The sequence below is a fragment of the Psychroflexus longus genome (assembly GCF_020164595.1).
GTDB lineage: Bacteria > Bacteroidota > Bacteroidia > Flavobacteriales > Flavobacteriaceae > Psychroflexus > Psychroflexus longus.
Map to the genome: position 1 here is coordinate 331213 of NZ_JAIQZE010000001.1, position 24425 is coordinate 355637.

General features: G+C 35.3%; 20 protein-coding genes and 1 tRNA gene. 11 read left to right on the forward strand and 10 right to left on the reverse strand.

Annotated elements, in window-relative coordinates:
• Positions 1 to 33 precede the first annotated feature (33 nt).
• The gene (locus LB452_RS01585) at positions 34 to 684 is read right to left on the reverse strand and encodes a hypothetical protein (protein ID WP_224459966.1); all 651 of its coding nucleotides are present in this window, start codon (positions 682 to 684) and stop codon (positions 34 to 36) included.
• A 77-nt stretch (positions 685 to 761) separates the two neighbouring features.
• Here LB452_RS01585 and LB452_RS01590 point away from each other — a divergent pair, with 77 nt between their 5' ends.
• The 5 genes from LB452_RS01590 to LB452_RS01610 all read left to right on the forward strand — a co-directional run bounded on the left by LB452_RS01590 (position 762) and on the right by LB452_RS01610 (position 8350).
• The gene (locus LB452_RS01590; RefSeq protein ID WP_224459967.1) at positions 762 to 1286 is read left to right on the forward strand and encodes an RNA polymerase sigma factor; all 525 of its coding nucleotides are present in this window, start codon (positions 762 to 764) and stop codon (positions 1284 to 1286) included.
• A gap of 44 nt (positions 1287 to 1330) precedes the next feature.
• Complete coding sequence (locus LB452_RS01595) at positions 1331 to 2239, forward strand: FecR family protein (protein WP_224459968.1); 909 nt, start codon at positions 1331 to 1333, stop codon at positions 2237 to 2239.
• Entirely contained in the window at positions 2236 to 4752 is a 2517-nt protein-coding gene (locus LB452_RS01600; RefSeq protein ID WP_224459969.1) for a TonB-dependent receptor plug domain-containing protein, read from the forward strand. Before LB452_RS01595 ends, LB452_RS01600 begins: the two co-directional genes overlap by 4 nt.
• Before the next feature lie 87 nt (positions 4753 to 4839).
• Positions 4840 to 7347: a M14 family metallopeptidase gene (locus LB452_RS01605; RefSeq protein ID WP_224459970.1), complete on the forward strand. Its 2508-nt coding sequence runs from the start codon at positions 4840 to 4842 to the stop codon at positions 7345 to 7347.
• Between the two features lie 94 nt (positions 7348 to 7441).
• On the forward strand, positions 7442 to 8350 hold the full coding sequence (locus LB452_RS01610; RefSeq protein ID WP_224459971.1) for a patatin-like phospholipase family protein: 909 nt from the start codon (positions 7442 to 7444) through the stop codon (positions 8348 to 8350).
• Between the two features lie 160 nt (positions 8351 to 8510).
• Here LB452_RS01610 and LB452_RS01615 read toward each other — a convergent pair whose 3' ends face one another.
• The gene (locus LB452_RS01615; protein ID WP_224459972.1) at positions 8511 to 9512 is read right to left on the reverse strand and encodes an NADP-dependent oxidoreductase; all 1002 of its coding nucleotides are present in this window, start codon (positions 9510 to 9512) and stop codon (positions 8511 to 8513) included.
• A gap of 278 nt (positions 9513 to 9790) precedes the next feature.
• On the opposite strand from LB452_RS01615, the gene LB452_RS01620 reads away from it, so the two are divergent.
• Complete coding sequence (locus tag LB452_RS01620) at positions 9791 to 12211, forward strand: hypothetical protein (protein ID WP_224459973.1); 2421 nt, start codon at positions 9791 to 9793, stop codon at positions 12209 to 12211.
• A 41-nt stretch (positions 12212 to 12252) separates the two neighbouring features.
• On the opposite strand, the gene LB452_RS01625 is transcribed toward LB452_RS01620, so the two are convergent.
• The 5 genes from LB452_RS01625 to LB452_RS01645 form a co-directional block, all read right to left on the reverse strand.
• Positions 12253 to 13350 (reverse strand): hypothetical protein, encoded by a 1098-nt coding sequence (locus tag LB452_RS01625; protein ID WP_224459974.1) that lies wholly within the window; start codon positions 13348 to 13350, stop codon positions 12253 to 12255.
• 53 nt (positions 13351 to 13403) lie between these two features.
• Positions 13404 to 13910: a hypothetical protein gene (locus LB452_RS01630; RefSeq protein ID WP_224459975.1), complete on the reverse strand. Its 507-nt coding sequence runs from the start codon at positions 13908 to 13910 to the stop codon at positions 13404 to 13406.
• 9 nt (positions 13911 to 13919) lie between these two features.
• The gene (locus LB452_RS01635) at positions 13920 to 14927 is read right to left on the reverse strand and encodes a zinc-binding alcohol dehydrogenase family protein (RefSeq protein WP_224459976.1); all 1008 of its coding nucleotides are present in this window, start codon (positions 14925 to 14927) and stop codon (positions 13920 to 13922) included.
• Positions 14928 to 15061: 134 nt separating this feature from the next.
• Entirely contained in the window at positions 15062 to 15763 is a 702-nt protein-coding gene (locus LB452_RS01640) for a hypothetical protein (protein WP_224459977.1), read from the reverse strand.
• Between the two features lie 269 nt (positions 15764 to 16032).
• Positions 16033 to 16114 (reverse strand) — tRNA-Leu (locus LB452_RS01645).
• A 132-nt stretch (positions 16115 to 16246) separates the two neighbouring features.
• Here LB452_RS01645 and LB452_RS01650 point away from each other — a divergent pair.
• From LB452_RS01650 to LB452_RS01670, 5 genes are all read left to right on the forward strand, one after another.
• Complete coding sequence (locus tag LB452_RS01650) at positions 16247 to 17188, forward strand: ribose-phosphate pyrophosphokinase (protein ID WP_224459978.1); 942 nt, start codon at positions 16247 to 16249, stop codon at positions 17186 to 17188.
• Between the two features lie 23 nt (positions 17189 to 17211).
• Entirely contained in the window at positions 17212 to 17877 is a 666-nt protein-coding gene (locus LB452_RS01655) for a 50S ribosomal protein L25/general stress protein Ctc (RefSeq protein WP_224459979.1), read from the forward strand.
• A gap of 71 nt (positions 17878 to 17948) precedes the next feature.
• A complete protein-coding gene (pth, locus tag LB452_RS01660; protein ID WP_224459980.1) occupies positions 17949 to 18572 on the forward strand; it encodes an aminoacyl-tRNA hydrolase in 624 nt (207 codons plus the stop codon).
• Positions 18573 to 18578: 6 nt separating this feature from the next.
• Entirely contained in the window at positions 18579 to 19517 is a 939-nt protein-coding gene (locus tag LB452_RS01665) for a bifunctional riboflavin kinase/FAD synthetase (RefSeq protein WP_224459981.1), read from the forward strand.
• On the forward strand, positions 19510 to 20835 hold the full coding sequence (locus tag LB452_RS01670) for an HTTM domain-containing protein (RefSeq protein ID WP_224459982.1): 1326 nt from the start codon (positions 19510 to 19512) through the stop codon (positions 20833 to 20835). The genes LB452_RS01665 and LB452_RS01670 overlap by 8 nt, the downstream gene beginning before the upstream one ends.
• A 93-nt stretch (positions 20836 to 20928) precedes the next feature.
• Here LB452_RS01670 and LB452_RS01675 read toward each other — a convergent pair whose 3' ends face one another.
• Genes LB452_RS01675 through LB452_RS01685 form a run of 3 tightly spaced genes read right to left on the reverse strand, consistent with a single transcriptional unit; the run spans position 20929 to position 24409 of the window.
• Positions 20929 to 21738, reverse strand: coding sequence for a Rossmann-fold NAD(P)-binding domain-containing protein (locus tag LB452_RS01675; protein ID WP_224459983.1), 810 nt, complete (start codon positions 21736 to 21738; stop codon positions 20929 to 20931).
• Positions 21738 to 24059 carry a M20/M25/M40 family metallo-hydrolase gene (locus LB452_RS01680; protein WP_224459984.1) on the reverse strand — a complete coding sequence of 774 codons (2322 nt, stop codon included), beginning with the start codon at positions 24057 to 24059 and terminating at the stop codon, positions 21738 to 21740. The genes LB452_RS01675 and LB452_RS01680 overlap by 1 nt, the downstream gene beginning before the upstream one ends.
• Positions 24059 to 24409, reverse strand: a complete 351-nt coding sequence (locus LB452_RS01685; protein WP_224459985.1) for a hypothetical protein — start codon at positions 24407 to 24409, stop codon at positions 24059 to 24061. Before LB452_RS01685 ends, LB452_RS01680 begins: the two co-directional genes overlap by 1 nt.
• Positions 24410 to 24425: the final 16 nt, after the last annotated feature.

The following is a 24425-nucleotide window of genomic DNA, read 5'->3' on the forward strand; positions in this document are numbered from 1 at the left end:
AAAACAAGGGGAGCGTCTTAATAAGAATAGTATCTAGTTACAAGTTCTAACAACAGATTGGAAAGTCTCGATAAATTCTGAATTGGAGTTTACAGTTATGTTTTCAGAATTATTATCCTGGAGCGATAGAGGATATTGAATTTCATAAACATCATTATCATGAAGCTCCTCAAAATAAATGTAGGCGTCCTTATTATTTGTAAGGTTAATAGTTTTAAAAACGCCGTGGAGTTCATTAAATTGTTTTACAGTAAGTGAATAAACCAAATCAACACAAGAATTTGGCTCAATATCAAGACTGCTTTCACATGACAATTTATGAGAGTTTAATTCTGAAAACGAATTCACTTCAAAAATTTGATAGTTTTTTAGCGCAATCGAAACAGGATATAGAATTTCAATTTCATCAGAAACATTTAAGTAAGAAAGTTCTTCGGCAGACGTAAATGTTTTAATGTTTGAATTGACTTTTAATTGATAAGGGAATACCAGACTAAAACATGAGGTATTATCCACATGATCATCAAAGGAGGCGTCATGTGAAGTAATTGACTTTAAAATAGAAGTCAATTCAGAAGAGTTTTGGGATGTATCAAAGACTTCAACGATTTGATTATCGTCATTGTAACATCCTGAAAAAATAATTATTAAAAATAATAATATATACTTATAGAATCTGATCATCGTTCATTAATTCGTTTATTAGACAACTTAAATACTAAAAACCCTACTCAAAGAGTTTTTTTATATTTTTGGATCATATGAAAGAGTCTCACTCACTTGTCGAAAATTGCTGTGAAAAATCAGTATTTTCAAAACTTCATCAAAGATACGCCAAAGATTTACACGATTTTATTTATTACAAATTTGGCGAGGAGCATAATCCAAAAGATAAGGTCCAGGAAGCTTTTTTAAAATTGTGGGAAAATTGCAAAAAAATCGTTCCAGAGAAAGCTAAGAGTTATTTGTTTTCTGTAGCCAATAATACCACATTAAATGTAATCAAACACAAAAAAGTTGTTTTGAATTATGAATTGAATTATAAACAAAACAACTCTAACAATCAGGATCCGCAATTTGTTCTGGAAGAAAAAGAATATTTAGACAAATACCAAAAAGCTATATCCAATCTCACTGAAGAAAAAAGAGCTGCCTTTCTTTTGAATAGAGTTGAAGGCAAAAAGCACAGGGAAATAGCAGAAATTCTTGGTATATCAAAAAAAGCTGTAGAAAAGAGAATATATACAGCCCTTGAGCAATTACGTAAAGAAATTGAGGGAATTTAACAGACGATAGGTAGGAGAATTAATGGTTTAGTTGTCAAATTAATATGAATACAAGAAAAGGAGACTTAATTAATAAGTGGCTCAAAAATGAGTTATCGGAGGAAGAATTAAAGGCGTTTAAAAAGTTAGACGACTATGATTCTTACATGATGATATCAGAAAAAGCGAAATATTTTAAATCCCCTGATTTTAATACTGATGATTCTCTCAAAAACATCGAGTCAAAAATTAAAGACAAAAAATCGTCGTCATATAAAATCAGATATCAATACTTAGCAGCAGTTGCAGCGATTTTAATTGTGGCTTTTTCTATTTTCAAAATATTCAACATCAATTCTGACGTTAAAATCTTCAAGACAGAAATTGCCAAGACTCAAACTATTAATCTACCAGATAATTCGACCGTTAATCTAAGTGCTAATTCACTAATTTCTTTTGATAATTCTGCTTGGGATACAAAAAGAAATTTGACTTTGGAAGGTGAAGCTTTTTTTGATGTTGAAAAAGGAAAAAAATTCACTGTAGAAACATCCTATGGGAAAATTCAGGTTTTAGGCACTCAATTTAATGTAAAAGCAAGAAAGTATGGCTTTGAAGTTGTCTGCTACGAAGGCTCTGTACAAATAACCGTTGAAGATAGAATTTACGTCCTTGAAGAAAGAGATCATTTTACTTTGAGAAACAAAAAAATCTCAAAAAGTAAAACCGTTTTCACATCTCCAGATTGGAAAAGGAACTCTACAATTTTAAAAAGTGCGGCTTTGGATCTGGTTCTCAAAGAGTTTAAGAATTATTATGACGTCGATTTTGAAACTTCAAACGTGGATACCTCAAGACAGTACACAGGAAGTTTTGTTCATAATGACTTAGAAAATGCATTAAAATCTATTACTTTGCCATTAGACTTGACCTATGAAATAAATAAGCAGAAGGTCGTTTTAAAAGCTAAGTGAAATTTGTAAACCGATTTTTATTCTTTCTTTTTGCATTTGGTTTGTCTTTCATTTCAAATGCTCAAAAGATTGAAAAAGTAAATGAATTATCATATTTCATCAATACATTAGAAAAGGAACACAATGTCCTTTTTTCATATGCAGACGATGAAATAGAAAATATTATTGTGCCTGGTCAAAAGAAGTTTTCAACCTTAGAAGAAAATCTTCGGTTTTTGAGAGAGGTTACTCCTTTCGATTATTCATACCATTCGGAATCGAATATTTTAATCATTCCCAAATCTGGGTTTAAACTATTTTGTATTGCTGCAAATGATAGGCTTACAAAAAAAGGAATAGCTGATTCTTATCTTCAAGTAAACAAATATATATTCCATTCTGATAGCAATGGCCAATTCAAAATCCCCATAAATGCCTCTGTGGTCAATGCTTTCATAAGCGCAGAGGGCTATATTTCCGAACAAGTACAAATAGATACCAGAAAAAAGGAGGATTGTCCTGTTTTTGAACTTTCCCCATTTTATGAAGTTTTAGATGAAGTTCTCCTTAAAAATTTTTTAACCAATGGAATTAGTAAGTTCACATCTGGAATTTTAGAGATCAATTATGAAGATTTTGGACTTTTACCGGGTTTGGTGGAGCCTGATGTTTTGCTGAGTCTAAAATCTTTACCTGGAATAACAAGCCGAAATGAAAGCGTCTCTTATTTAAATGTGAGAGGTGGAACTCATGACCAAAATTTGATTCTATGGGATGGCATTAAAATGTATCATACTTCTCATTTTTTTGGTATGATTTCAGCCTTCAATCCTTATATGACTAAAAAGGTAAAGCTTATTAAAAATGGCACTTCATCAAAATTTGGGGACGGAGTATCGAGTCTTATAGATATGCAAACCAACGATTCTATTGTCAATGATTTTAAAGCAGAGGTTGGCTTGAATCTTATCAATACCGATGCTATCATTGAGTCGCCCCTAAGTCCAAACTCTTCTGTTGAATTTTCATTTAGGAAGTCCATCAATTCCCTTTGGGAAAGCCCTACTTATGACCGTTATTTTGATAAAACGTTTCAAAATACAGAAGTTACAAATCAGGACTCACGGGTCTCTCGACAAAACAATGAATTTTCATTTTATGATTCTAGTCTGAGTTATAAAAACAAACTTTCTAGTAAGGATTATTTAAAAGCTAATTTGTTTTTTAGCCATGATGAATTTTCATTAAATAGATTTGATATTGAAAGAAATAGTGTAAACATAAGATCTAGTGATCTAAACCAAACGAATGTTGCTGGAGGAATTTATTACAAAAGGAACTGGACAAAAACAACAAAAACTGAAATACAGCTTTATGGGTCCAAATACAACCAAAACTCGGTAAATGCTGACTTTTTGGATCAGCAAAGACTTGAGCAAATTAACGAAGTTCAAGAAATAGGATTAAGAGTAAATCTAAAGACAAACCTTTATAAAAACATTGCTTTTGAAGCAGGCTACCAATTGAATGAAACTGGAATTTTAAATTCTGAAGAAATTGATAATCCAAGCTTCTTTAGGAGAACTCAAAATTCAATTCTTACGAATAGTATTTACTCACAGATCAATTACCAATCTGAGGATTCCAGACTTAATCTGCAACTTGGAGGACGCTTGAATCACTTTTCAAAATTTAAAAAAGTAGTTTTAGAACCAAGATTTAATCTGAGTTATAAACTCTTTGATGATTTATTTCTTGAACTTCTTGCCGAAGAAAAAAGCCAGGTTACTTCCCAGGTTATTGATTTACAAACAGACTTCCTCGGAGTAGAAAATCGAAGATGGGTATTATCCAATCTGGAGAATCGCCCAATAATTCAAAGTCAACAGATTTCAACTGGATTCAATTATATCAAACCAAGCTGGTTTTTTAATGTAGATGTATTTTATAAAAAGGTAGAAGGGATCACGACACAAGGCCAGGGATTTCAGAATCAGTTTAGATTCGCACAGGATCACGGAAGCTACGAAGTAAAAGGAATTGACTTATTAATCAATAAAAATTTGAACCGTATATCCACCTGGGTAAGTTACAGTTTATCTGAAAACAATTATAATTTTGAATCGCTTCAACCTTCAAGATTTCACAGTAATCTGGACATAAGGCATATCATCTCAACCGGCTTAACTTATGAGCAAAGTGGATTAAAATTATCAGCTGGTTTCAACTGGCATTCTGGAGTTACAGTTACTTTTCCTTCGGATGATCAACCACTAAATCCAGAGGAAATTCTGTTTGAAGCTCCCAACTCTGGAAGACTTTCAGACTATTTCAGGCTAGACTTCTCCTCTACCTATACCTTCCCTGTTTTTAACAAAGTCCAGGCTTTAGCTGGATTTTCTATGTGGAATGTCTTAGGCAATTCCAATGTTTATAATCAATTTTATAGGCTGGATGAAGCTCAAAACATCCAAAGCTTCAAACAAAATGGATTAGACTTTACTCCTAATTTTGTTTTTAGATTAAGATTCTAAGTTTCGTTTTAAGAGGTAGATTCAACTTTCTTTCTTATTTTGTGTCCAACTTATAAGTTTACTATTAACTACTGAAAATATTACTCTATGAAATCTATTCTTTTTGCACTTACTCTTATTGTTTGCATGAGTTCCCAGGCTCAAAATGTAACATTAGATTATTATTTGCCTACAGATGTCACTTACAATCAGGATATTCCTAAACCAAGCGAAATTCTTGGATATGTTCCTGGAGAATGGCATGTAAGCCATGACAAACTAGTTCATTATATGACTACTATTGCAGAATCTTCAGATAGAATCAGCATAGAAAACAGAGGCTACACTTACGAACATAGACCTTTACTCTTGCTTACGGTCACCTCTCCAGAAAATCATAAAAACCTTTCTGAAATTAAAGAAAAGCATCTTCAAATCGTTTCCGGAGAAGTTTCTAAATCTGACTTAGGCTCTATGCCTATTGTGGTAAACCAGGGATTTTCCATTCATGGAAATGAACCTAGTGGTTCAAATGCTGCATTGGTTTTAGCCTATTATTTAGCTGCAGCTGAAGGACCGGCCATTGATCAAATGCTTCAAAATACAGTAATTCTCCTTGATCCAAGTTTTAATCCAGATGGCTTGCAACGTTTTGCTTACTGGACCAATACCAATAGAAGTACACATTTGAATCCTGATCCTCAGGATCGTGAATTTTCTGAGATTTTTCCAGGGGGAAGAACCAATCATTACTGGTTCGACATGAATAGAGACTGGCTTCCCGTACAACTTTTGGAAAGCCAGGCCAGAATAAAAACCTTTTACGATTGGAGACCCAATGTCCTAACAGACCATCACGAAATGGGATCTAATTCCTCTTTTTTCTTTCAGCCTGGAATTCCTGAAAGGACTAATCCATTGACTCCACAGCTTAATCAAGATTTAACTGAAAAGATAGGTAACTATCACGCCAGCGCTTTGGATAGTATTGGGTCGCTTTATTATTCTAAAGAGAGTTTTGACGATTTCTATTACGGAAAAGGCTCCACCTTCCCAGATATCAATGGCTCTATAGGTATTCTTTTTGAACAAGGAAGCTCCAGGGGTTCTGGACAAATGACAGATAATGGATTATTGAGCTTTAATTTCACCATAAGAAATCAGTTCACTGCTGCTCTTTCAACACTTAAAGGCTCTTTAGAATTGAAAGATGAAATTTTAGGCTTACAACATCAATTTTATAGAAATGCAGAAAAAAGTGCTGGGAAAGGCGCTTATATTTTTGGCAGAAAAGGTGACCCAGTATTAACTAATGAATTGGCTAAAATTTTAAAACAACATCAGGTTGAGCTTTACAAGTTAACTAAAGATGAAACTATAAATGGAAAAGAATTTGAAGCTAATTCTTCTTACATCATTCCAAAAAATCAATTGCAAAACAGATTGGTTGAAGCAATGTTTGAAGAACGAACAACCTTCCAGGACAGTATTTTCTACGATGTTTCAGCATGGAGCTTCAAACATGCTTTTGATGTTGATTTTACAGAAGTAAAGTCTGTAAACAGAGGAGAAAAAGTAGACTCACCAGAACTGAAAACTCCATCTGATATTAACAAATCAGATTATGCATATGCTATGAGGTGGAGCGATTTCAATTCAGCAAAAGTTCTTCATAAAATCATGGAGGCAGGCATTAGAGTGAAAGTGGCTCAAAAGCCTTTTCAATCTGCTACTGAAAAGTTTGATTATGGTACAATCATGATTCCAGTTCAGAATCAAAATAAAACTGGTAATGAAATCTATGCATTGCTAAATTCTCTTCAGAAGAAAAATCACATTAAAATTTCAGCGCTTGAGACCGGATTAACAAAAGGAATCAATCTTGGAAGTCCAAACATGAGTCATCTAGAAATGCCTAAAATCGCCATGTTGGTAGGTGATGGTGTAAGATCATACGATGCCGGTGAAATGTGGCATATGCTGGATTACAGGTTCGAGATTCCTGTCACTAAACTTGACACTAAAGACTTCGATAGAACAAGTCTCGATAAGTATACTCACTTCATCATCCCAAGTTCAAATTCTAGTAGCTTAAGCGATTCTGGTAAAGCTAAACTAAAAGACTGGGTAAGGGATGGTGGAACTATCATTGCTTACAAAAGCACAGCAAATTGGTTGAAAGCAGAGAAAATGATAGATTTCAAAACTAAAAATGATTCGGTTGTTGCAAAAAATATCAGTTTTGATGAGCGAAGCGAATTTTACGGAGCCAAACGCATTGGTGGAACCATTTTTAATACTAAAGTGGATTTATCTCATCCTTTACTTTACGGATACAATGACGATAAACTGGCCATTTTTAGAAATTCTAACCTCATGCTGGAAGCTGATGACCTGAGTTTCAACAATCCAATTCAGTATACAGAATCACCACTTTTAAGCGGTTATATCAACAAGGAAAATCTAGAATTAATCAAAGGAACTGTTCCTTTCAAACACAATAGATACGGTAGAGGTCATGTTATTATTTTTACAGATAACACCAACTTTAGAGCATTTTGGCTAGGAACTTTCAAGTTGTTTTTAAACTCGATTTTCTTTAGTGATCAAATGTAAATCGATTTTGATTTTGATTTTAAAAAGCCTGTTTCTAAAATGAAACGGGCTTTTTTGTTCATTAATTTATTGTAATTTAATTTCAAAATCAAGCATGAGGGCTTTAGTCATTTCCGGAGGAGGAAGCAAAGGTGCTTTTGCAGGAGGCATTGCAGAATATCTCATTGCTGAATGTGATAACCACTACGATTTATTTTTAGGAACTTCTACGGGAAGTTTACTCGTGCCCTTGTTATCTATTGGTGAAATTTCAAAGTTGAAAGAAATTTATACTTCCGTTAATCAAAAATCCATTTTCAGTCGCAACCCTTTTATTATCAAAAAGAAGGATGAGGAGTTTGAGATTAAAATCAATCATTTCAATATTCTTCTGGGATTTCTAAAAGGATCGAAAACCTTCGGCGAAAGCAAAGCCTTGCGAGAACTCATTCTGAATGCTATAACTCCAGAATTTTTTGAAAAAATGAAACTTCAATCGGTTGAAGTTGTTGTCACGGTTTCCAACATCACCCTGGGCAGTGTTGAGTATAAATCTTTAAAAGATTTTACTCGGCAAGAGTTTTGCGACTGGATTTGGGCTTCTGCCAATGTGATTCCTTTTATGAGTTTGGTCACCAAAAATTCTTATGACTACGGGGATGGCGGACTAGGAAATATTGTGCCGATATCTGAGGCTATCAATCGGGGAGCATCTGATGTAGATGTGATTGTTCTTAAAACCGAAAAACAATATCAAAAAAAGCCAGTAGCAAATGCACTTGATTTGACGACAAGGGTATTTGATTTTCTATTGGATCAAATCATCAGGAACGATCTCACTTATGGTAAATTAAGAAGTCAGCATGAACACATCAACCTGAATTTTTACCATCCGCCGGAAATGCTGACCAAAAACTCATTGATTTTTAATCCTGAACAAATGAAAAAATGGTGGGATTTGGGATTTGAATATGCCAAGGAAAACACACCTTATTGCCGCCGCATTGAAACGAGAATGTTTTAATGAAAAAACTCAGGTTTATTTCAAATTCAAAAATTGATATTCTTATTTGAAATTTACTTTAGCTCACATGAGATTTAATGCGGGTTATCTATAAAAGTATCGGGCTTTTAAAGAATTAAGAATTCTACCCTCGAGAGTTTGGAGACTTTTCATCAATCTCTTAAATCTTGACCAACATTTTACCTTTATTTTTACCTTCAAAAAGATCTAAAAAAGCCTGCGGGATGTTATCAAATCCTTCTACTATAGTTTCTTCATACTGAAGTTTCCCTTGCTGAAGCCATTCTGCCAATTGTTTTATGCCTTCCGGATGTCTGTCTTTATAATCGAAAATGACAAAGCCTTGCATCATGGAACTTTTCTTGATCAAAAAGGGTTGAACGCTGGTGCTTTTTGGTAATTCGGTTTTGTTATAAACCGAGATTGCGCCACAAACTACAGTTCTAGAGAATTTATTGATGTTGTAAAGCACTGCTTCAGAAATCTCGCCTCCAACATTATCATAATAAACATCAACACCATTGTGACAAGCTTCGGCGATGGCCTGAGTCATGTTTTCTGTAGTTTTATAATTGATGCCTTCATCATATCCATAATCAGATGTGATCATTTCTATTTTTTCATCAGAACCTGCGATACCCACCACCCGCATTCCAAGTAGTTTTCCTATTTGCCCAACAACACTACCGACGGCTCCTGCTGCTCCAGAGACCAAAAGGGTTTCGCCTTTTTTAGGTTTTCCTATATCGGTGAGTCCAAAATAAGCCGTAAGACCGGTCATACCTAAAATTCCGAGATATGTTGAAAGTGGTGCTTGATTAGGATTCACTTTTTTCAAATTTTCAGCATTGGAAACTTGTTTCTCCTTCCACTCCATCATTCCTGTCACAAAATCACCGGCGCTAAAGTCAGATGACTTAGACTCTATCACTTCTGCAACACAACCTGAAACGATAGGTTTATTAAGCTCAAAGGGCTCGATATACGATTCAGCATCCATCATTCTGCCTCTCAGATACGGGTCCACAGAAACGTAGGTCGTTTTGAGTAAAACTTCTCCCTCTTTAAGATCTTGAAGTTCTGTAGTTATGAACTCAAAGTCTGATAATTTTGGAGTTCCTACGGGCCTATTTTTTAAATTGATGGTTGTTGTAGTTGACATACTGTTGAATTTTTATTTAGGTAATGATTTGAATTCATCCAAACTTAAGCGATCGGCTTTGATTACATATTAAAATTAAACTAAAGTTAGTAACTCACTATCATTTCAAGATTTAGAAGTATTGAATCTTTGTGCCTTAAAGCATTACTCGAGTCAAGATTTAATTCAATGTTTTTAGTTCATACTATAAACATTTAGCTTATTAAAGTTAACATAAACTATAAGATAATTTTAAAACTATTTGTTATTTTAGTTATACTAATCCTACTCTATCCATTATGAAAAAGCTTTTATTTTTTATTGTTTCAATCTTATTTTTTATCGGTTCGAACGCACAGGTGGACCAGTCTACTTTAATGGAAAAAATTAAAGAGCATGACGAAATCCCCCGTGAGATGGCCTACCTGCATCTGAATAAATCCACTTATTTGGAAGGTGAACAAATAGCATTTACTGCCTATGTTTTAAATAAGCAAATTTTAAAACCATCCGAAGCAACTAACCTTTATATTTTAATCAAAGACGAAAACAATAAAGTGATTAAAGAAAAACTCGTCCTGGTTGAAGATGGTACTTCTTCGAACACCATCCGAGTAGATTCATTATTTACCGCAGGAAATTATAACATCAGTGCGTTCACCAATTGGATGAGAAACTTCAAAGAACAAAATTACTTTGTGGAAAACATTAAAATTATTGAAGCAGAAAGTAGTGATGAGAATACTGCCAGTGCAACTACTGAAAATATAGATCTTCAGTTTCTGCCAGAAAGCGGTCACTTATTGAATGGGGTTATAAATACAGTTGGTGTCATCGCTAAAAAGCACGATGGCAAAGGTATAGCTAATGCAGAAATTCGGATAACAAATGATAAGAATCAACAACTAGCTCAATGCAAGCTTAACCGGTTTGGTATAGGGAAATTTTCTTTTATCCCCGAGACAGGAACCGCTTACAAAGCAGAAATTTCCTACCCCGGGGTTCAGTCTATAATATATGAGCTAAATGTACCTGTAGAAAGGAATGGAATTATTCTATCGGCAATCACAACTCAGGAAGAACTCAGGCTGTTGGTGAAAACCAATCCAGAAAGTTCTAGATCATTGAAAAATGAAAACTATTCCCTGTTGCTTCATAATTTGACGGAAAGTAAGATGTATGATATAGATTTTAAGGATAAATTTTCTATTCCTTTTTTGTTTAATCTTAAGGATCTCCCTCCAGGCATCAATACGGTCACCTTATTTAATTCTAAGAATAATATAATTGCAGAACGTATATTCTTTAATTACAACAACCTTCCCAAAACAACATTCAAAAGGCCTAATATCAAAGCTTCTTCAGATTCTATAAAGATTCAATTGAAAACAAAGCAAGCTTTGGATAGTATGAAAGTGAGTGTTTCGGTCTTACCGAAATTTTCATTGTCCGATCAAAACAATCACTCTATTACTTCCTATCTTTTATTACAACCATATATTAAAGGTGCTGTCCAACAAGCGGATTGGTACTTCAATGAAATTGATAAGCGTAAAGTAAGAGAGCTTGACAATCTCCTTATCACTCAAGGATGGAGTACATACGACTGGAATTTTGTCTTTAATAAAGATTTGAAAATAGCTTACCAGTATGAAGATTTGTTAAAGATTGAAGGTGTTTTAAACAAACCTGATAAAAAAAATCAGGAGTTTTTGATTCATGCTACCAGCACAAGAGCACCTCAGAGGATCAGCTTGCCTGGTAATACAAAATCGTTTATTGTCAATGATTTCTTTCACACAACTGAGAGTGAACTTGAAATATCCAGAGTTGATGGCAATAGATTGTTACCTGCCAATTTGTTTGTCAGATTTTCACCAAGTGCTTTTCCAGATCTATACACAAATCCGCCTTACGTCCATCTAGATCTAAAGAAAAACGCTCCCAATATTAAGCTGGAGCAACCAGTTATTTTTTTTGATGAAAATAGAGAGACACTAGATGAGGTGGTGATAGAAAAGAGAATCGACAAGGTGAAACAACGTGAGAGAAAGCTAAACAATAAAGAAATTTATGGTAATGTAAAAGTAGTAGACTTGGATGATATAATGCTTTACAGAACCTTAAGCACTTATCTAAGCACTCAGCCTGGTCTTAATGTAAATGAGCCTCCAGGAAGCCTAATAGTTACTGCCGGCCCGGGAAATTCTTTTGGAACTCCTAGTGGACTAGAAGGAAGAAGTGAGGGGGGAAGTAGAACTGATAGTAGCATGCGGTTTTATCTTGATGATGTTCCTATGGAAAATGAATTTTTCTATCAATATCCATTGGAACTGGTTGACTATGTTAAAATAAACAGAAGAGGGCTCGGTGGCGGCTTTATGGAAGCTAATGGTAGTATAAGAGTATATTCAAGACCCGGTTCGATCTATGAAGATTCTAGAACTATTAAACCTCAGAAGTTTCAATTACCGGTAGCTTTTAGCCAACAGAAAAAATATTACATTCCTAAATTCAGTAATGAATACGGTGCTTTCTTTCAAAGTTACGGCGTCATAGATTGGAAACCTTTATTAAAATCAGATTCCAAAGGAGAAATCTCATTCAAAATCAAAAAACCTCAAGTCGACTATCAACTCATCATCCAAGGTATTTCTGATGATGGCGTATTGATACAAGATGTGCAACATATCAAATTAAATGATGCTGACTTGAATTAAAACTATTTGCATTCTATAGTAAGAAGAAGTCTGGATTCATTTCAGAAATCTAGAGTTTGCTCTAATTTGTAAGGATATGATCTGATCAAAAATTCGGAATGAGCTGAACATTGTTTATTAAAATAATATTTAAAATCCATAAAAACTGGCCCGTATGGCACCATTGGAACATTAAGTTCTGTCATAGACCAATCGAAAACATTTCTGTAGGTTTTATCTTTAAAATCCATTGATTTAAATGCATTCTTTTCAATTTCCAGGCAACTTGAATGTACATATAAATAATCTGAATCACCACTGTATAAACTAAAAGACAAAAGTGGAGAATGTTTACCAAAAAAACTTGAAATCGGTAGTATTACTAAAACAAGTATAAGAACTACTCCTGTTAAATTTTTAAAGTAGTTAAGACGGAAAGTCAATGACTCGTCTTTTAGATATAAAATAGCGAATACAATCATAAGTACATTCCAGGGCCAGATGATCGAGTTAAAATTGGTTCCCAGCGGGCCTAAAGTCAACAAAAGTAACAGATGCATGACTATCAAAAGTAACCAGCCGATTTTCCTATATCTGGTCCACAGAAACAGACCAGCTATAATTTCAATCAAAGGCAAAGCTAATCCTATTGCTTTTACTCCACGATGAAAAGCAATCTCAGGAGCAATTCCAAGGAAGTCGATAAGGATAAACTTGCCCCACAAAAAGTTGACAAATCCTAAATTCAATTTATGCAATCTACTAAAAATGTAAGTGACCGATAACAAGAATAAAAGGTAAAACTTGAAGTGTTTTGGCTGTGAAAAACCAATGGCTATAGTCGCCATAAATTGAAAAATGGTGGGCTGCCAGCGCATTTGGTCCAAACTCATCAGGAAAATCTCAAGTCCAAATATCAGAATGAGAATGATCCGTTTAGGATTGATGAGTGCTACTATTAATAAGGAGAGGCTCAAGATTGCCAGACCGTCTGAAGCCCTTGAAGGAATATTGCTTAAATATTCCTTCAAGGGCAACTCTGGAAAAGTTCGCTGCCAGGACCACCATAAATTGATGGACATCAGTTTGAAGGTGATCCAGAATAAAACCGTTAATCTAAGAACACTATTCCTAAAATTATGAGAGATGATTTGATTCACTTTACTTGGTAATACAGACTAAAGTTAAAAAACAGAATAAAGCTATAAAGCTTTTATTCCCACTCTGATAAAAATTCAGATACAAGAAAAGTGTTGATTGTACTGCCTTTAAATTTATGTTCATTGATAAGAAGACAATAAAGTAAAACATCTTGCCCAGGCTCTAGCTCGTTTTCAAAATGATTAATCAACTGATTCTGAACAGGCATCCAAACTTTAGATTTTCCAATATCAAATTCAAATTCACGAGACACCAAATCATTTAAAACTTCTGTACTACCCATTTTCATTTTAAAAACATTTCTCATCGAATTCAAAACTTTATCTTCAATTTCCCTCTCGTTCCCAGTATATTTTACCACGAATCTAAATCTCTGCATAGAAACATAATACTGAGCTTCAGCAGTATCTTTTTCTACTTTTCGAGCATAGTCCATTTCAGCTTTAATAACACTTTCAGCATCAGTCAGTCTGTAATTTTCATCCCAACCATTTATACCACCTTGAGCATAATTATAGCTCGAGATGAATACAAAAACTAATAAAATAATTTTATTCATAATTAGTATTTAAAATCCTTCCAAAACAATCTTGCCTTTAGACTTACCAGACTCCAGTAGTTGGTGCGCTCTTTTCAAATTCTCTGCATTTATACTTCCAAAATGTTCTCCCTTAGTTGTTTTGAGAGTTCCATCATCGATTAACTCTGAGACTTTATTGAGTATATGATGCTGTTCTAACATATCTGGTGTCTGGAACAACGATCTAGTAAACATCAACTCATAATGAATGGAAACTGACTTAGGTTTAAAAGAAGTTGCATTAACCACTTCCGGATCATCTATAAACCCAAATTTACCTTGTGGGTTGATGATCTTAACAATTTCATCAAAATGTTGTCCGGTAGCATTTATGCCGATGACATAATCGGCATCAGAAAGGCTTTCTTTTTTAAATTCATCACTTAATTTTTGGCTGTGATCGATTACCACATCAGCGCCCAAGTCTTTCAGCCAATTTCTCGTTTCGTCTCTGGAAGCAGTCCCCATGACTTTCAGTTGGGTGAGTTGTTTAGCTAGTTGCACCATGATGGAACCTACACCACCAGCAGCACCAACAATTAAAATGCTTTTGTCGGGATCGTCTTTATCCACCTGAACGCGGTCAAAAAGCATTTCCCAGGCGGTCAATGATGTTAATGGCATCGCGGCCGCCTCTGCAAAAGATAGACTGGACGGTTTTTTACCTACGATTCGTTCGTCGACCAATTGAAATTCGGCATTACTCCCCTGGCGTTTCAGTTCTCCAGCATACCAAACCTCATCCCCTACTTTGAAAAGAGAGACGTCTTTACCTACTTCTTTGACAATTCCTGCGGCATCCCAACCTATAATTTCATACTCACCCGCTTTTGGTTTTCTGCTTTTTCTGATTTTAAAATCAACAGGGTTAACGGATATGGCTTTGACCTCCACTAAAATATCTCGCCCATTTGCTTTAGGTGTTGATACTTCAATATCTTGAAGTGATTCTTTGTTTTTTATGTCTAAATTTTCTTTAAATCCTATGGCTTTCATGTGACTAATTTTATGTACCAAACTAAGATTATAAAACCAGAAAGCCTGTTAGAGGATGCATAAAAGTTATGATTTTCGGTCCTGAAGGAATCTTTTTTATTTCGGATATTTTTACTAAAATCCTTTAATTAGTATTATTTATTGGAGTTTGAAATGATTTCCACGTAATCGCCAAAATTGATATCGATAATTATGATTTTATCCCAATATGCTGATTTTAATTTCTCAGTATCCTTAATGTGTCTTATCGGTACATCACCTGAACTTGATAATCCAGTTGAAATTACAAGCCATTTTTGATCAAATGTTTCATTCCATATTTTTATTTTTTCTGTCTTAACTTTTATTATAGGTATAAACCATTCAACTTTAGGAGGAGTGTAATCTGAAGTTATAAAAGATGATATTTTAGTATTAAAATCTCCAATTTTTTTAATAAATATTCGTCTAATATTTACAGAAGGTTCGTCTATTTGTTCAGACTCAATATGTTCACTTAAATTTAAACTAACTGTATTCACTTCTGAATCAATTGAAGTTCTTTTGGAAACTATAGAATTATAATTAATTGTAAAGTCATAACCATAAGGTAATAGCTCAACTAATTTCACTCTTATTTTTTGATGTAATTCATTTAAAAAACTCTCCCGTTGTTTTAAACTTGATCCTTTTGAGGCGTAATCAGGATAGAATTTAGTTACTTCACATCCGATTTTATTCCCTTTTCCTTTTAAAATAAAATCAGGAGATTCAAATTCTTCAATTTCAAAGGATTGATTGGATGCATTTAGATATTTTTCAACTGCTAATTTTTCTAAATCTTTTGGACTACGCATAGTTCATTTTCTGCTTACATCGTTAAAAGTATAGTTTTTAAAATTAAAACTAAACCTAGATATGTATTCTCTTTTTCAGCTTAATCTTCAGGCTTAAAACATTCTCTTCAACTTCATTAGTACATATTCCTCACCAAGCTGGATAATGAAAGCTAATGAAAGGCCTTAAGCAATGTATCGCGAGGTATAAAAGTTAACGTGAGCAAAATCAAAAAAAAAGAAAAAGGAAAATCCTGAAAATTAAAAAGCCTCCCGAAAGGAAGGCTTTGTACCTAGGGCGGGAATCGAACCCGCACATCGTAAGATACTGGGTTTTGAATCCAGCGCGTCTACCAATTCCGCCACCTAGGTATTTTAGAATGGCAAAAATATAAAATTATTTGTTTCCTTGTAGAAAATAGTGAGCTTATTTACATCCAACTTCAATTATTTATCTAAATTTGCAATCCATAAATTTAATATCCCTCAAAAGGTCAAACAGTTATGGCAGACGTAGAAAAGGTCGCAAAAATTTTTGCTTGTTCACAAAGCACCGTATTAGCTCAATCTATCGCAGAATCTTACGGGATTCCGCTTGGAAATGTTAATACAATGCATTTTAGCGATGGCGAATTTCAACCTTCTTTCGAAGAAAGTGTTCGCGGGTCAAGAGTGTTTATTATTGGTTCTACGTTTCCTAATGCAGACAATTTGATGGAAATGCTATTGATGCTCGATGCTGCCAAGCGTTCATCGGCCAGACACATAACGGCAGTAATGCCTTATTTTGGCTGGGCCAGGCAGGACAGAAAAGATAAACCTAGAGTTCCTATCGCTGCTAAAATGGTAGCCAAAATGCTGGAAACGGCTGGTGCTACAAGAATCATCACTATGGATCTGCACGCAGACCAAATCCAGGGCTTTTTTGAAAAACCTGTGGACCATTTGTATGCGTCTACGGTGTTTTTACCATATTTAAGAAGCCTCAAGCTAGACGATCTTACGGTTGCTTCTCCAGATATGGGTGGCTCCAAGAGAGCTTATGCCTACTCTAAATTTCTGGAAAGCGATGTGGTGATTTGCTACAAGCAAAGAGCTAAAGCCAATAAAATTTCTCATATGGAATTGATTGGGGATGTAACTGGCAAAAATGTGGTTTTAGCAGATGATATGGTAGATACGGCTGGAACCTTGACGCACGCCGCCAACCTGATGATGGAAAGAGGCGCCAAAAGTGTGAGAGCGATTTGTTCGCACCCCGTTTTATCTGGTAATGCTTACGAAAAGCTAGAGGATTCCAAACTTGAAGAATTGATTGTCACGGATAGTATCCCGTTGAAAAAAGACAGTCCAAAAATAAAAGTACTAAGCTGTGCAGATTTGTTTGCAGATGTGATGAAAGCCGTCCATTACAACAAGTCTATAAGCAGTAAGTTTTTAATGTAGTTTAATTTAATTTAATTTTTTTTATGAAATCGATTACGATCAAAGGATCTAAAAGAGAAAGCGTAGGCAAGAAAGCTACGAAAGCCTTACGTAATGCTGGAGAGGTCCCTTGCGTTATTTACGGGGGGGATATTATCGTGCATTTTTCTGCGCCAGAAGTGTCTTTCAACAAGTTGATTTACACTCCCGATGTACACACGGTAATTGTTGACCTTGACGGCAACAAGACCAACGCTGTACTTCAAGACATCCAATTCCACCCTGTGACAGATGAAATTCTGCATATTGATTTCTACGAGTACCACGAAGGTCAAGAAATTACGATGGAAATTCCTGTTCACTCCGAAGGTGTACCTAAAGGTGTTAAAAACGGTGGTGTTTTGAGATTTAACTTAAGACGTATGACTGTGAGAGGTCTTGCAAAGAATCTCCCAGATTATATTGTTGCTAACGTAACTCCTTTGAAAATTGGACAAAAGTTATACGTTACAGCTGTAGCTAGTGAAGATTACAAAATCATGCACCCAGACAATACAGTGATTTGTCAAGTCAGAACGTCCAGAAACGTTTCACTCATCGGAGTTGATGAAGACGAAGAAGATGAAGACGAAGAAGGAACTGAAGAAGGAGCAGAAGGAGAAGAAACTGCTGCTGAAGGTGGAGATAACGCTGAAGAAAGCAAAGAATAAATCCACGATTTATAATTTACTTAAAGCATCCTGTTTTTCAGGATGCTTTTTTATTTTTACAAAAAATGTAGATGAGAGCTTTTTTTGCCAGACTTTTATCCAAAGAAAAAAAAGAAGAGATAGATCCTATGAAGAAATTTTTGATAGTTGGCTTAGGAAATCCAGGACCAAAATACGAGGATACAAGACACAATATTGGATTTAAAATCTTGGATAAGTTGGCAGAAAAAAAAGAACTCACTTTTGAAGCCGACCGCTACGGAGATAAAGCTGAATTTAACTTTAAAGGCAGAAAGTTTATTCTGATCAAGCCCAGCACATTCATGAACCTCAGCGGTAAAGCTGTACGCTATTGGTTGGATAAAGAGAAAATTTCTATCCAAAATCTAATGGTCATTACAGATGATTTGAATTTGTCTTTTGGGACTTTAAGATTAAAAGCTAAAGGGAGTCATGGCGGGCATAATGGTCTCAAACACATTCAGGAATTACTACAAACCACAGCATACCCTAGGTTTAGATTCGGAATAAGCGACGAGTTTTCCAAAGGCAATCAGATCGATTATGTCTTAAGCGAATGGACCTCAGAAGAACAGGACAAACTTAAAGAACGTCTTGATACGTCTTCAGAATTAATACTTTCATTTGGTACTGCTGGCATAAATAATACAATGAACAGCTTTAACGGAAAATAGAAACACGTGAAGATTTACAATAAGGTTTCAGAATTCGATTCTTCAATTCCAACAGTAGTCACTATTGGTACTTTTGACGGTATACATCTTGGACATAGAAAAATTATCCAGCGGTTGGTAGATACTGCCAAAAAAGAGAATTTACAAACCGCGCTGCTTACCTTCTACCCTCACCCAAGAATGGTGTTACAGCAAAGTTCGGATTTAAAACTGATAAACACCATAGACGAACGCAAACTGATTCTTGAAGAAACCGGTCTTGAGCACCTTATCGTTCATCCGTTTACTCTAGAATTTTCCAGGCTTACAGCTAGAGAATACGTTGAGGACATTTTGGTAAAAGGATTGAATGCCAAAAAAATTGTAATTGGTTACGATCATCATTTCGGAAGAAACAGAACTGCAGACATTGAGGATCTGAAAGCCTTCGGCAAAGAATTTGGTTTTGAAGTCGATGAAATTTCAAAACAGGATATCGAAGATGTCGCGGTGAGTTCCACTAAAATAAGAAGGTCTCTAGAAGAAGGGGATCTCGAAAAGGCAAACGAATATCTCACGCAGCCATTTTTCCTTTCTGGAGAAGTAATTCGAGGAAAGGGCTTAGGTCGAAATATGGGGTATCCTACGGCCAATCTTAAAGTTCCTGAATCTTACAAGCTCATCCCGAAAGAAGGCGTCTATGTGGTTGCCTCTTTGATCGACGGAGACAAACGTTTTGGCATGATGAATATTGGCACCAATCCAACTGTAGGCGGGCAAAAACAGAGTATTGAAACCTATTTCTTTGATCTGGACAAGGACTTGTATGGCAAACATCTTCACATACAACTTCTGAAACGTATAAGAAGCGAAGTTAAATTTGATGGCTTGGAAGCTCTTATCAAAGCCATGAAAGCCGACGAGATTTTTGCCAGGAACTACATCAAAATTATCAATAATGAATGAGCTTCTCTTTAAGCGAGTAGATAATTCTCCTCTTGTCGTCTTTAGGGTTTTATTCGGTTTGCTTATCGCTTTGGAAGCTTGGGGTGCTATTCTTACAGGTTGGGTCAGACGAACGCTTATAGAACCTCAGTTTACCTTCAATTTTATTGGATTTGACTTCCTTCAACCGCTACCTGGAAATGGAATGTACTTCTATTTTGGACTCATGGGTTTGTTTGGAATCTTTGTGATGCTGGGCTTCAAATACAGATTTAGTATCATCGCTTACACACTACTTTGGACAAGCGTTTACCTAATGCAAAAAACCTCTTACAACAACCACTATTACCTGCTCATCCTTCTACTCATATTTATGTGCATAGTGCCTGCACATCGCTATTTTTCTGTAGATGCCAAAAGAAGTCCAGGCCTGAAATCCATAAGCATGCCCAACTGGGTTGTACTTTTTCTGATCGCACAAATCTGGATTGTATACACGTATGCAAGTCTTGCAAAATTTTATCCAGACTGGATGGACGGGACTTTTCCAGAGCTTTTGATGAAAGGTAAAGCTCACTATTGGCTTATCGGTGACTTACTCCAGGAACCCTGGATACATATGAGTATCGCATATTTTGGGATTTTATTTGACTTACTTGTCGTTCCCCTACTTTTGTGGAAACGCACCAGAGTTGTCATATTTTGGATAAGCGTTTTTTTTCATTTATTCAACAGCATTGTATTCCAAATTGGAATATTCCCTTACATGTCATTAGCGTTTACAGTCTTTTTCTTTTCCAAGGAATACATCAATAGAACGTTTTTGAAATTCAAGCCTTTTTATAACAATGCTGAAACTAAAATTCCAAAGTTAGGACCGTACTTTAAAGTTTTTTTAGTATTGTGGTTTGCGATACAACTTTTGCTTCCTGTCAGACATCATTTTATCCAAAGCAATGTCTTCTGGACTGAAGAAGGTCATCGAATGAGCTGGAGAATGATGCTAAGATCTAAAAGTGGTTCTGCTAGTTTTAGAATCAAGAATCTGAACACTGGAAAAACTGAATATGTTAAACTGGATAACTATTTAACCACTAAGCAAAAAAGAAATCTCTTGAAGCCTGACGGAATCTATCAATTTACCCAAAAATTGAAAAAAGAGTATGCCGATAAAGATATTCCAATTGAGATTTATGCGCGAGTAAAAGTTAGTCTTAACGGAAGAAAACCTGAACTTTTCATAGATCCACAACTTGATCTGGCCACCATCGAGTGGAATTATTTCACTCACAATGACTGGATTCTACCTCAACCTGAGAGTATTTCCTGGGGTCGGTAGTTGAAGTCGTGAGTCGTGAGTCGTGAGTCGTGAGTCGTGAGTCGTGAGTCGTGAGTCGTGAGTCGTGAGTCGAAAATAAAATATTAATTTATTCTAAAGCCTTTTCTCCAGTTTTACCCCGAGTATTCTAGTAGTCCACGCCATACTTATCTCTTTACCTTCTGAAGTTGTTTCGTGATCAAATTCAGGAATTGGAAGGCTGAGTTCTTTTGCTTTTTTAGAATAGTAGTCTTCTTTAGAAAGTTTAATGTCTTCAACACCATGAAAAATCTCACCAAACTTATTCTGCTGAATGATCTCTGAAATCAGTAAAATGCAATTATCCAAATGAATTAAATTGACGGGAGCTTTAGGATTTTTTATCCCTGTTTTGCCTGCCAGGTATTTAACAGGATGTCGGTCATTACCAATCAAACCTCCAAAACGTATGACACTTGTCTGTATCTTTTTCAAATTCAGAAGTAGCTGTTCTGCCTGGACCAATTGACTATTCTCAACCTCTCTCTGTGTAAAATTATAATGTTCAGTAAACGAAGGATTGGATTCGTGGTCATCGAAAACTCCTGTAGAGCTCACATAGAGAATTTTGTTGATTTTTGATTCTGAAATGGCCTCCGTGAGCTTTTTGAGTTTGGCAATAAAATCAGAATTCGGGTCGCGTCTCAATCCAGGTGGAATGTCGATAATAAGAAGTTCAGAATTTTCGAGAAAGCTGCGAATATATCCAGCAACTTTGTCTTCTAAAAGCTCGATTATGAAAGAATTAATTCCCTCCGCTTCTAAAACTTGGATTTTATCTGAAGATGTTGTAGAGCCTTTTACTTTCCATCCGTTTTTTAATAAATGCCTTGCAAGAGGTAATCCTAACCAGCCACAACCTAAAATTGATACTTGTTTCTTCATTATAATTCTAGTGTCTGCTTAGTGATAATGGCATCGTTGACGATGAAAGGCTTTGGTATTTTATCTTTTGGTCGCTTTTTAACAGAGAACATAGGACGCGAAAATAAATCAAAGCTGATTTCATTAATAACAAACTCAACATCCTGATCTTTTTCGACTTCAAATTCAAAATATAAAGGCTCCTGATTCACTACATAGTAATCGATAAGATTATTCTTAAAACGGTTCTTATGTACGTGATAAGCCCCTGAATCCTGTCCGTAAGCATCAGCTGTTTTTCCATTGACTTGAAACGAGCTGAAGTTGATCTGGGAAGATTCTGAAACAATTATCCTATTAAGATTTCTATTATAGTTCAATTGAACTCTAAATTTTTTCAGGTAAGCTTTGGAGGCTACTAAAGTATCCACTTGAATACCTGAACTTTGAACTGGAATCAAGTTTGCTTTTGAAGTTTTTGTATAGGCTGTATTGTATTTACTTTGATAGTCGGCTGCTGTGGTTGAATCCTCTAGAGCTTCAAAATAGGGCGATGTCCAGGAATCCAGATTCTCATCATAGGTATTCCAGGTCGCAAAATTGGAATCAGTATCCAGAGTGTAAACCAAACTATTAGGTCTAGGAGCATTTTCTGTAAAACCTGAATGTAAATGAGCTTTGATGAAAAAGCCTATAGCTACAAGTAATGCCATCGTTGCTACTCCTTTTTTTACGGAAAAGTAACCAAAAACAGGCAGTAAATTTCCGAAGAGTAAAACCGTAAAAATAGCACTTACCACACTCATATTAAGACCAAGTCCTACAGGAAAAAACTGAATAAATGGAGCAATAATGCTTAAAGATGGTAGTATCAAAATCAGAAGAAAAAGATAGGATGGCACTTGAAACCTGATCATTAAAAAGAAAGCAAGTAAAGTAAATAAGAGAGGGATGATGAAGAAGGCCGCTCCTTTTAAAAAAATATTCAGTAGAAAAATGACAATGAACCAAGTCAATAGTGGAGCTACCATTGCATTTTTTGGGTTTAGTTTTTCATCAAATAATTGATAAATTGAAAATAAAATAAATAGAGTTAGCGCCACAAAAACTACAATATAGTCATGTCCATTGTAGGTAAATCCTTGCAGGATAGCTGAATAATCCGGATAAAGCTTTAGAATTAATGGCCAACCAAAATAGGTAACTAAACCAGCGATAATCAAACTTGAAAACCAGGGAATAAAGCCTTTAAAAACTTCTCTCCTAGACAGCGAATTGCTTTTGAAACCATAAAACAATAAAGACAAAAATACTAAAAACCCAATTCCATAAATCACCCATACCCAGGAAAATGGATAGTGAAAAAGACCGAGGCCAGTTACTGTAAAATATATATCGTCTTGTTCTGATTTTAAATCTGTTAAATCTAGATTTGAAAATTCTTCCATCGCATGAATTAAGTAATCTCCTTGATGGGCCAATGACCTCTTGTCAAGACGCTCAGGAACATCCAGAGCTGTATGATAATCGTAATGATCATCTATAAATGCGAAGAAAAAACTTGGAATATCCGCCAGTTCTCTGAATACTGTAGAATCTGTATCATTCGGTAATAATTTATAGACACTATACATCAGAGAATTTGCCAGTGGATGCTCTCCCTGTGCCTTTCCAAAAAGCTCAATTAGATTTGAATTCCCATGATTTGTTTCTACAATCATATTACTGGGACCGCCGCTGCCACGAGATTCAAAATTAAGTACCAATCCCACCTCATCTTTCCAGGGATGCTCCTTTACAAATAATTTTGCCCCCGTAAGTCCAACCTCTTCTCCATCTGAAAAAACAATAATGATGTCGTTTTGAAACGTTGGGTTTGAAGTCTTGAAGGCTCTAAGAGCTTCCAGGATTGTGGCTACTCCAGATGCTGCATCTGCAGCTCCAGAAGACGAGTGTACAGCAGAATCGTAATGCGTTAAGAGTAAGAGCGCTTTAGAATTTTCTTGAGAATCATTAGCCTCCAACTTTGTTATGATATTCTGCGGAGCAGTAAGAACGCCACTTTTAGATAAAACAAATCCTTGTTGAGTCTGAACCTGTAGATCTAGCTTTTCCAGTTCATTAACAATATAGTTTCGTTTATTATTGTGCGCTCTCGAACCAATGTAATGCGGCTCATCACCAATTTTTTTGACATGCTCGAATGCTCTAAGGGTAGAAAACTCTGTTGGCTGAGTTGATAAATCCGTGATTTCAGCAGGGTATAGATCGTAAAAAACATACCAAATGGAAGCTGCTATCACCAGCAGACTAATAATCGCTTTGTAGGAACTCTTTCTCATTAATCGCGTTTTACCAATGCATAGTAATCATCCTCCAAGGGTAAGTAACCTTGATCATAGACAAAATAATAAACGTTTCCGCTTTTAGTGGTGTAGAGGCTTGTAAAGTAGTTGAAGTTGAAACCCTTTTCCAGCAATTTATCACGAGTGGTTTTTGTTTTTTGGTCTTTGTTGATGCTTCTTAAAATTCTGTAATTTTTTTTCAACCTGTTATTGATGTTTCTCACAATCTTTGTTGCATCGCTGTTAAGCCGATTATTGTAAGTACTTCTACAGTAATCAGAACAAAACTTTTTATCGATTCGCCCGGTAATAGGTTCATCACAAGAAAGGCATTTTGTTTTTTCCATAACAGCTTATTTACAG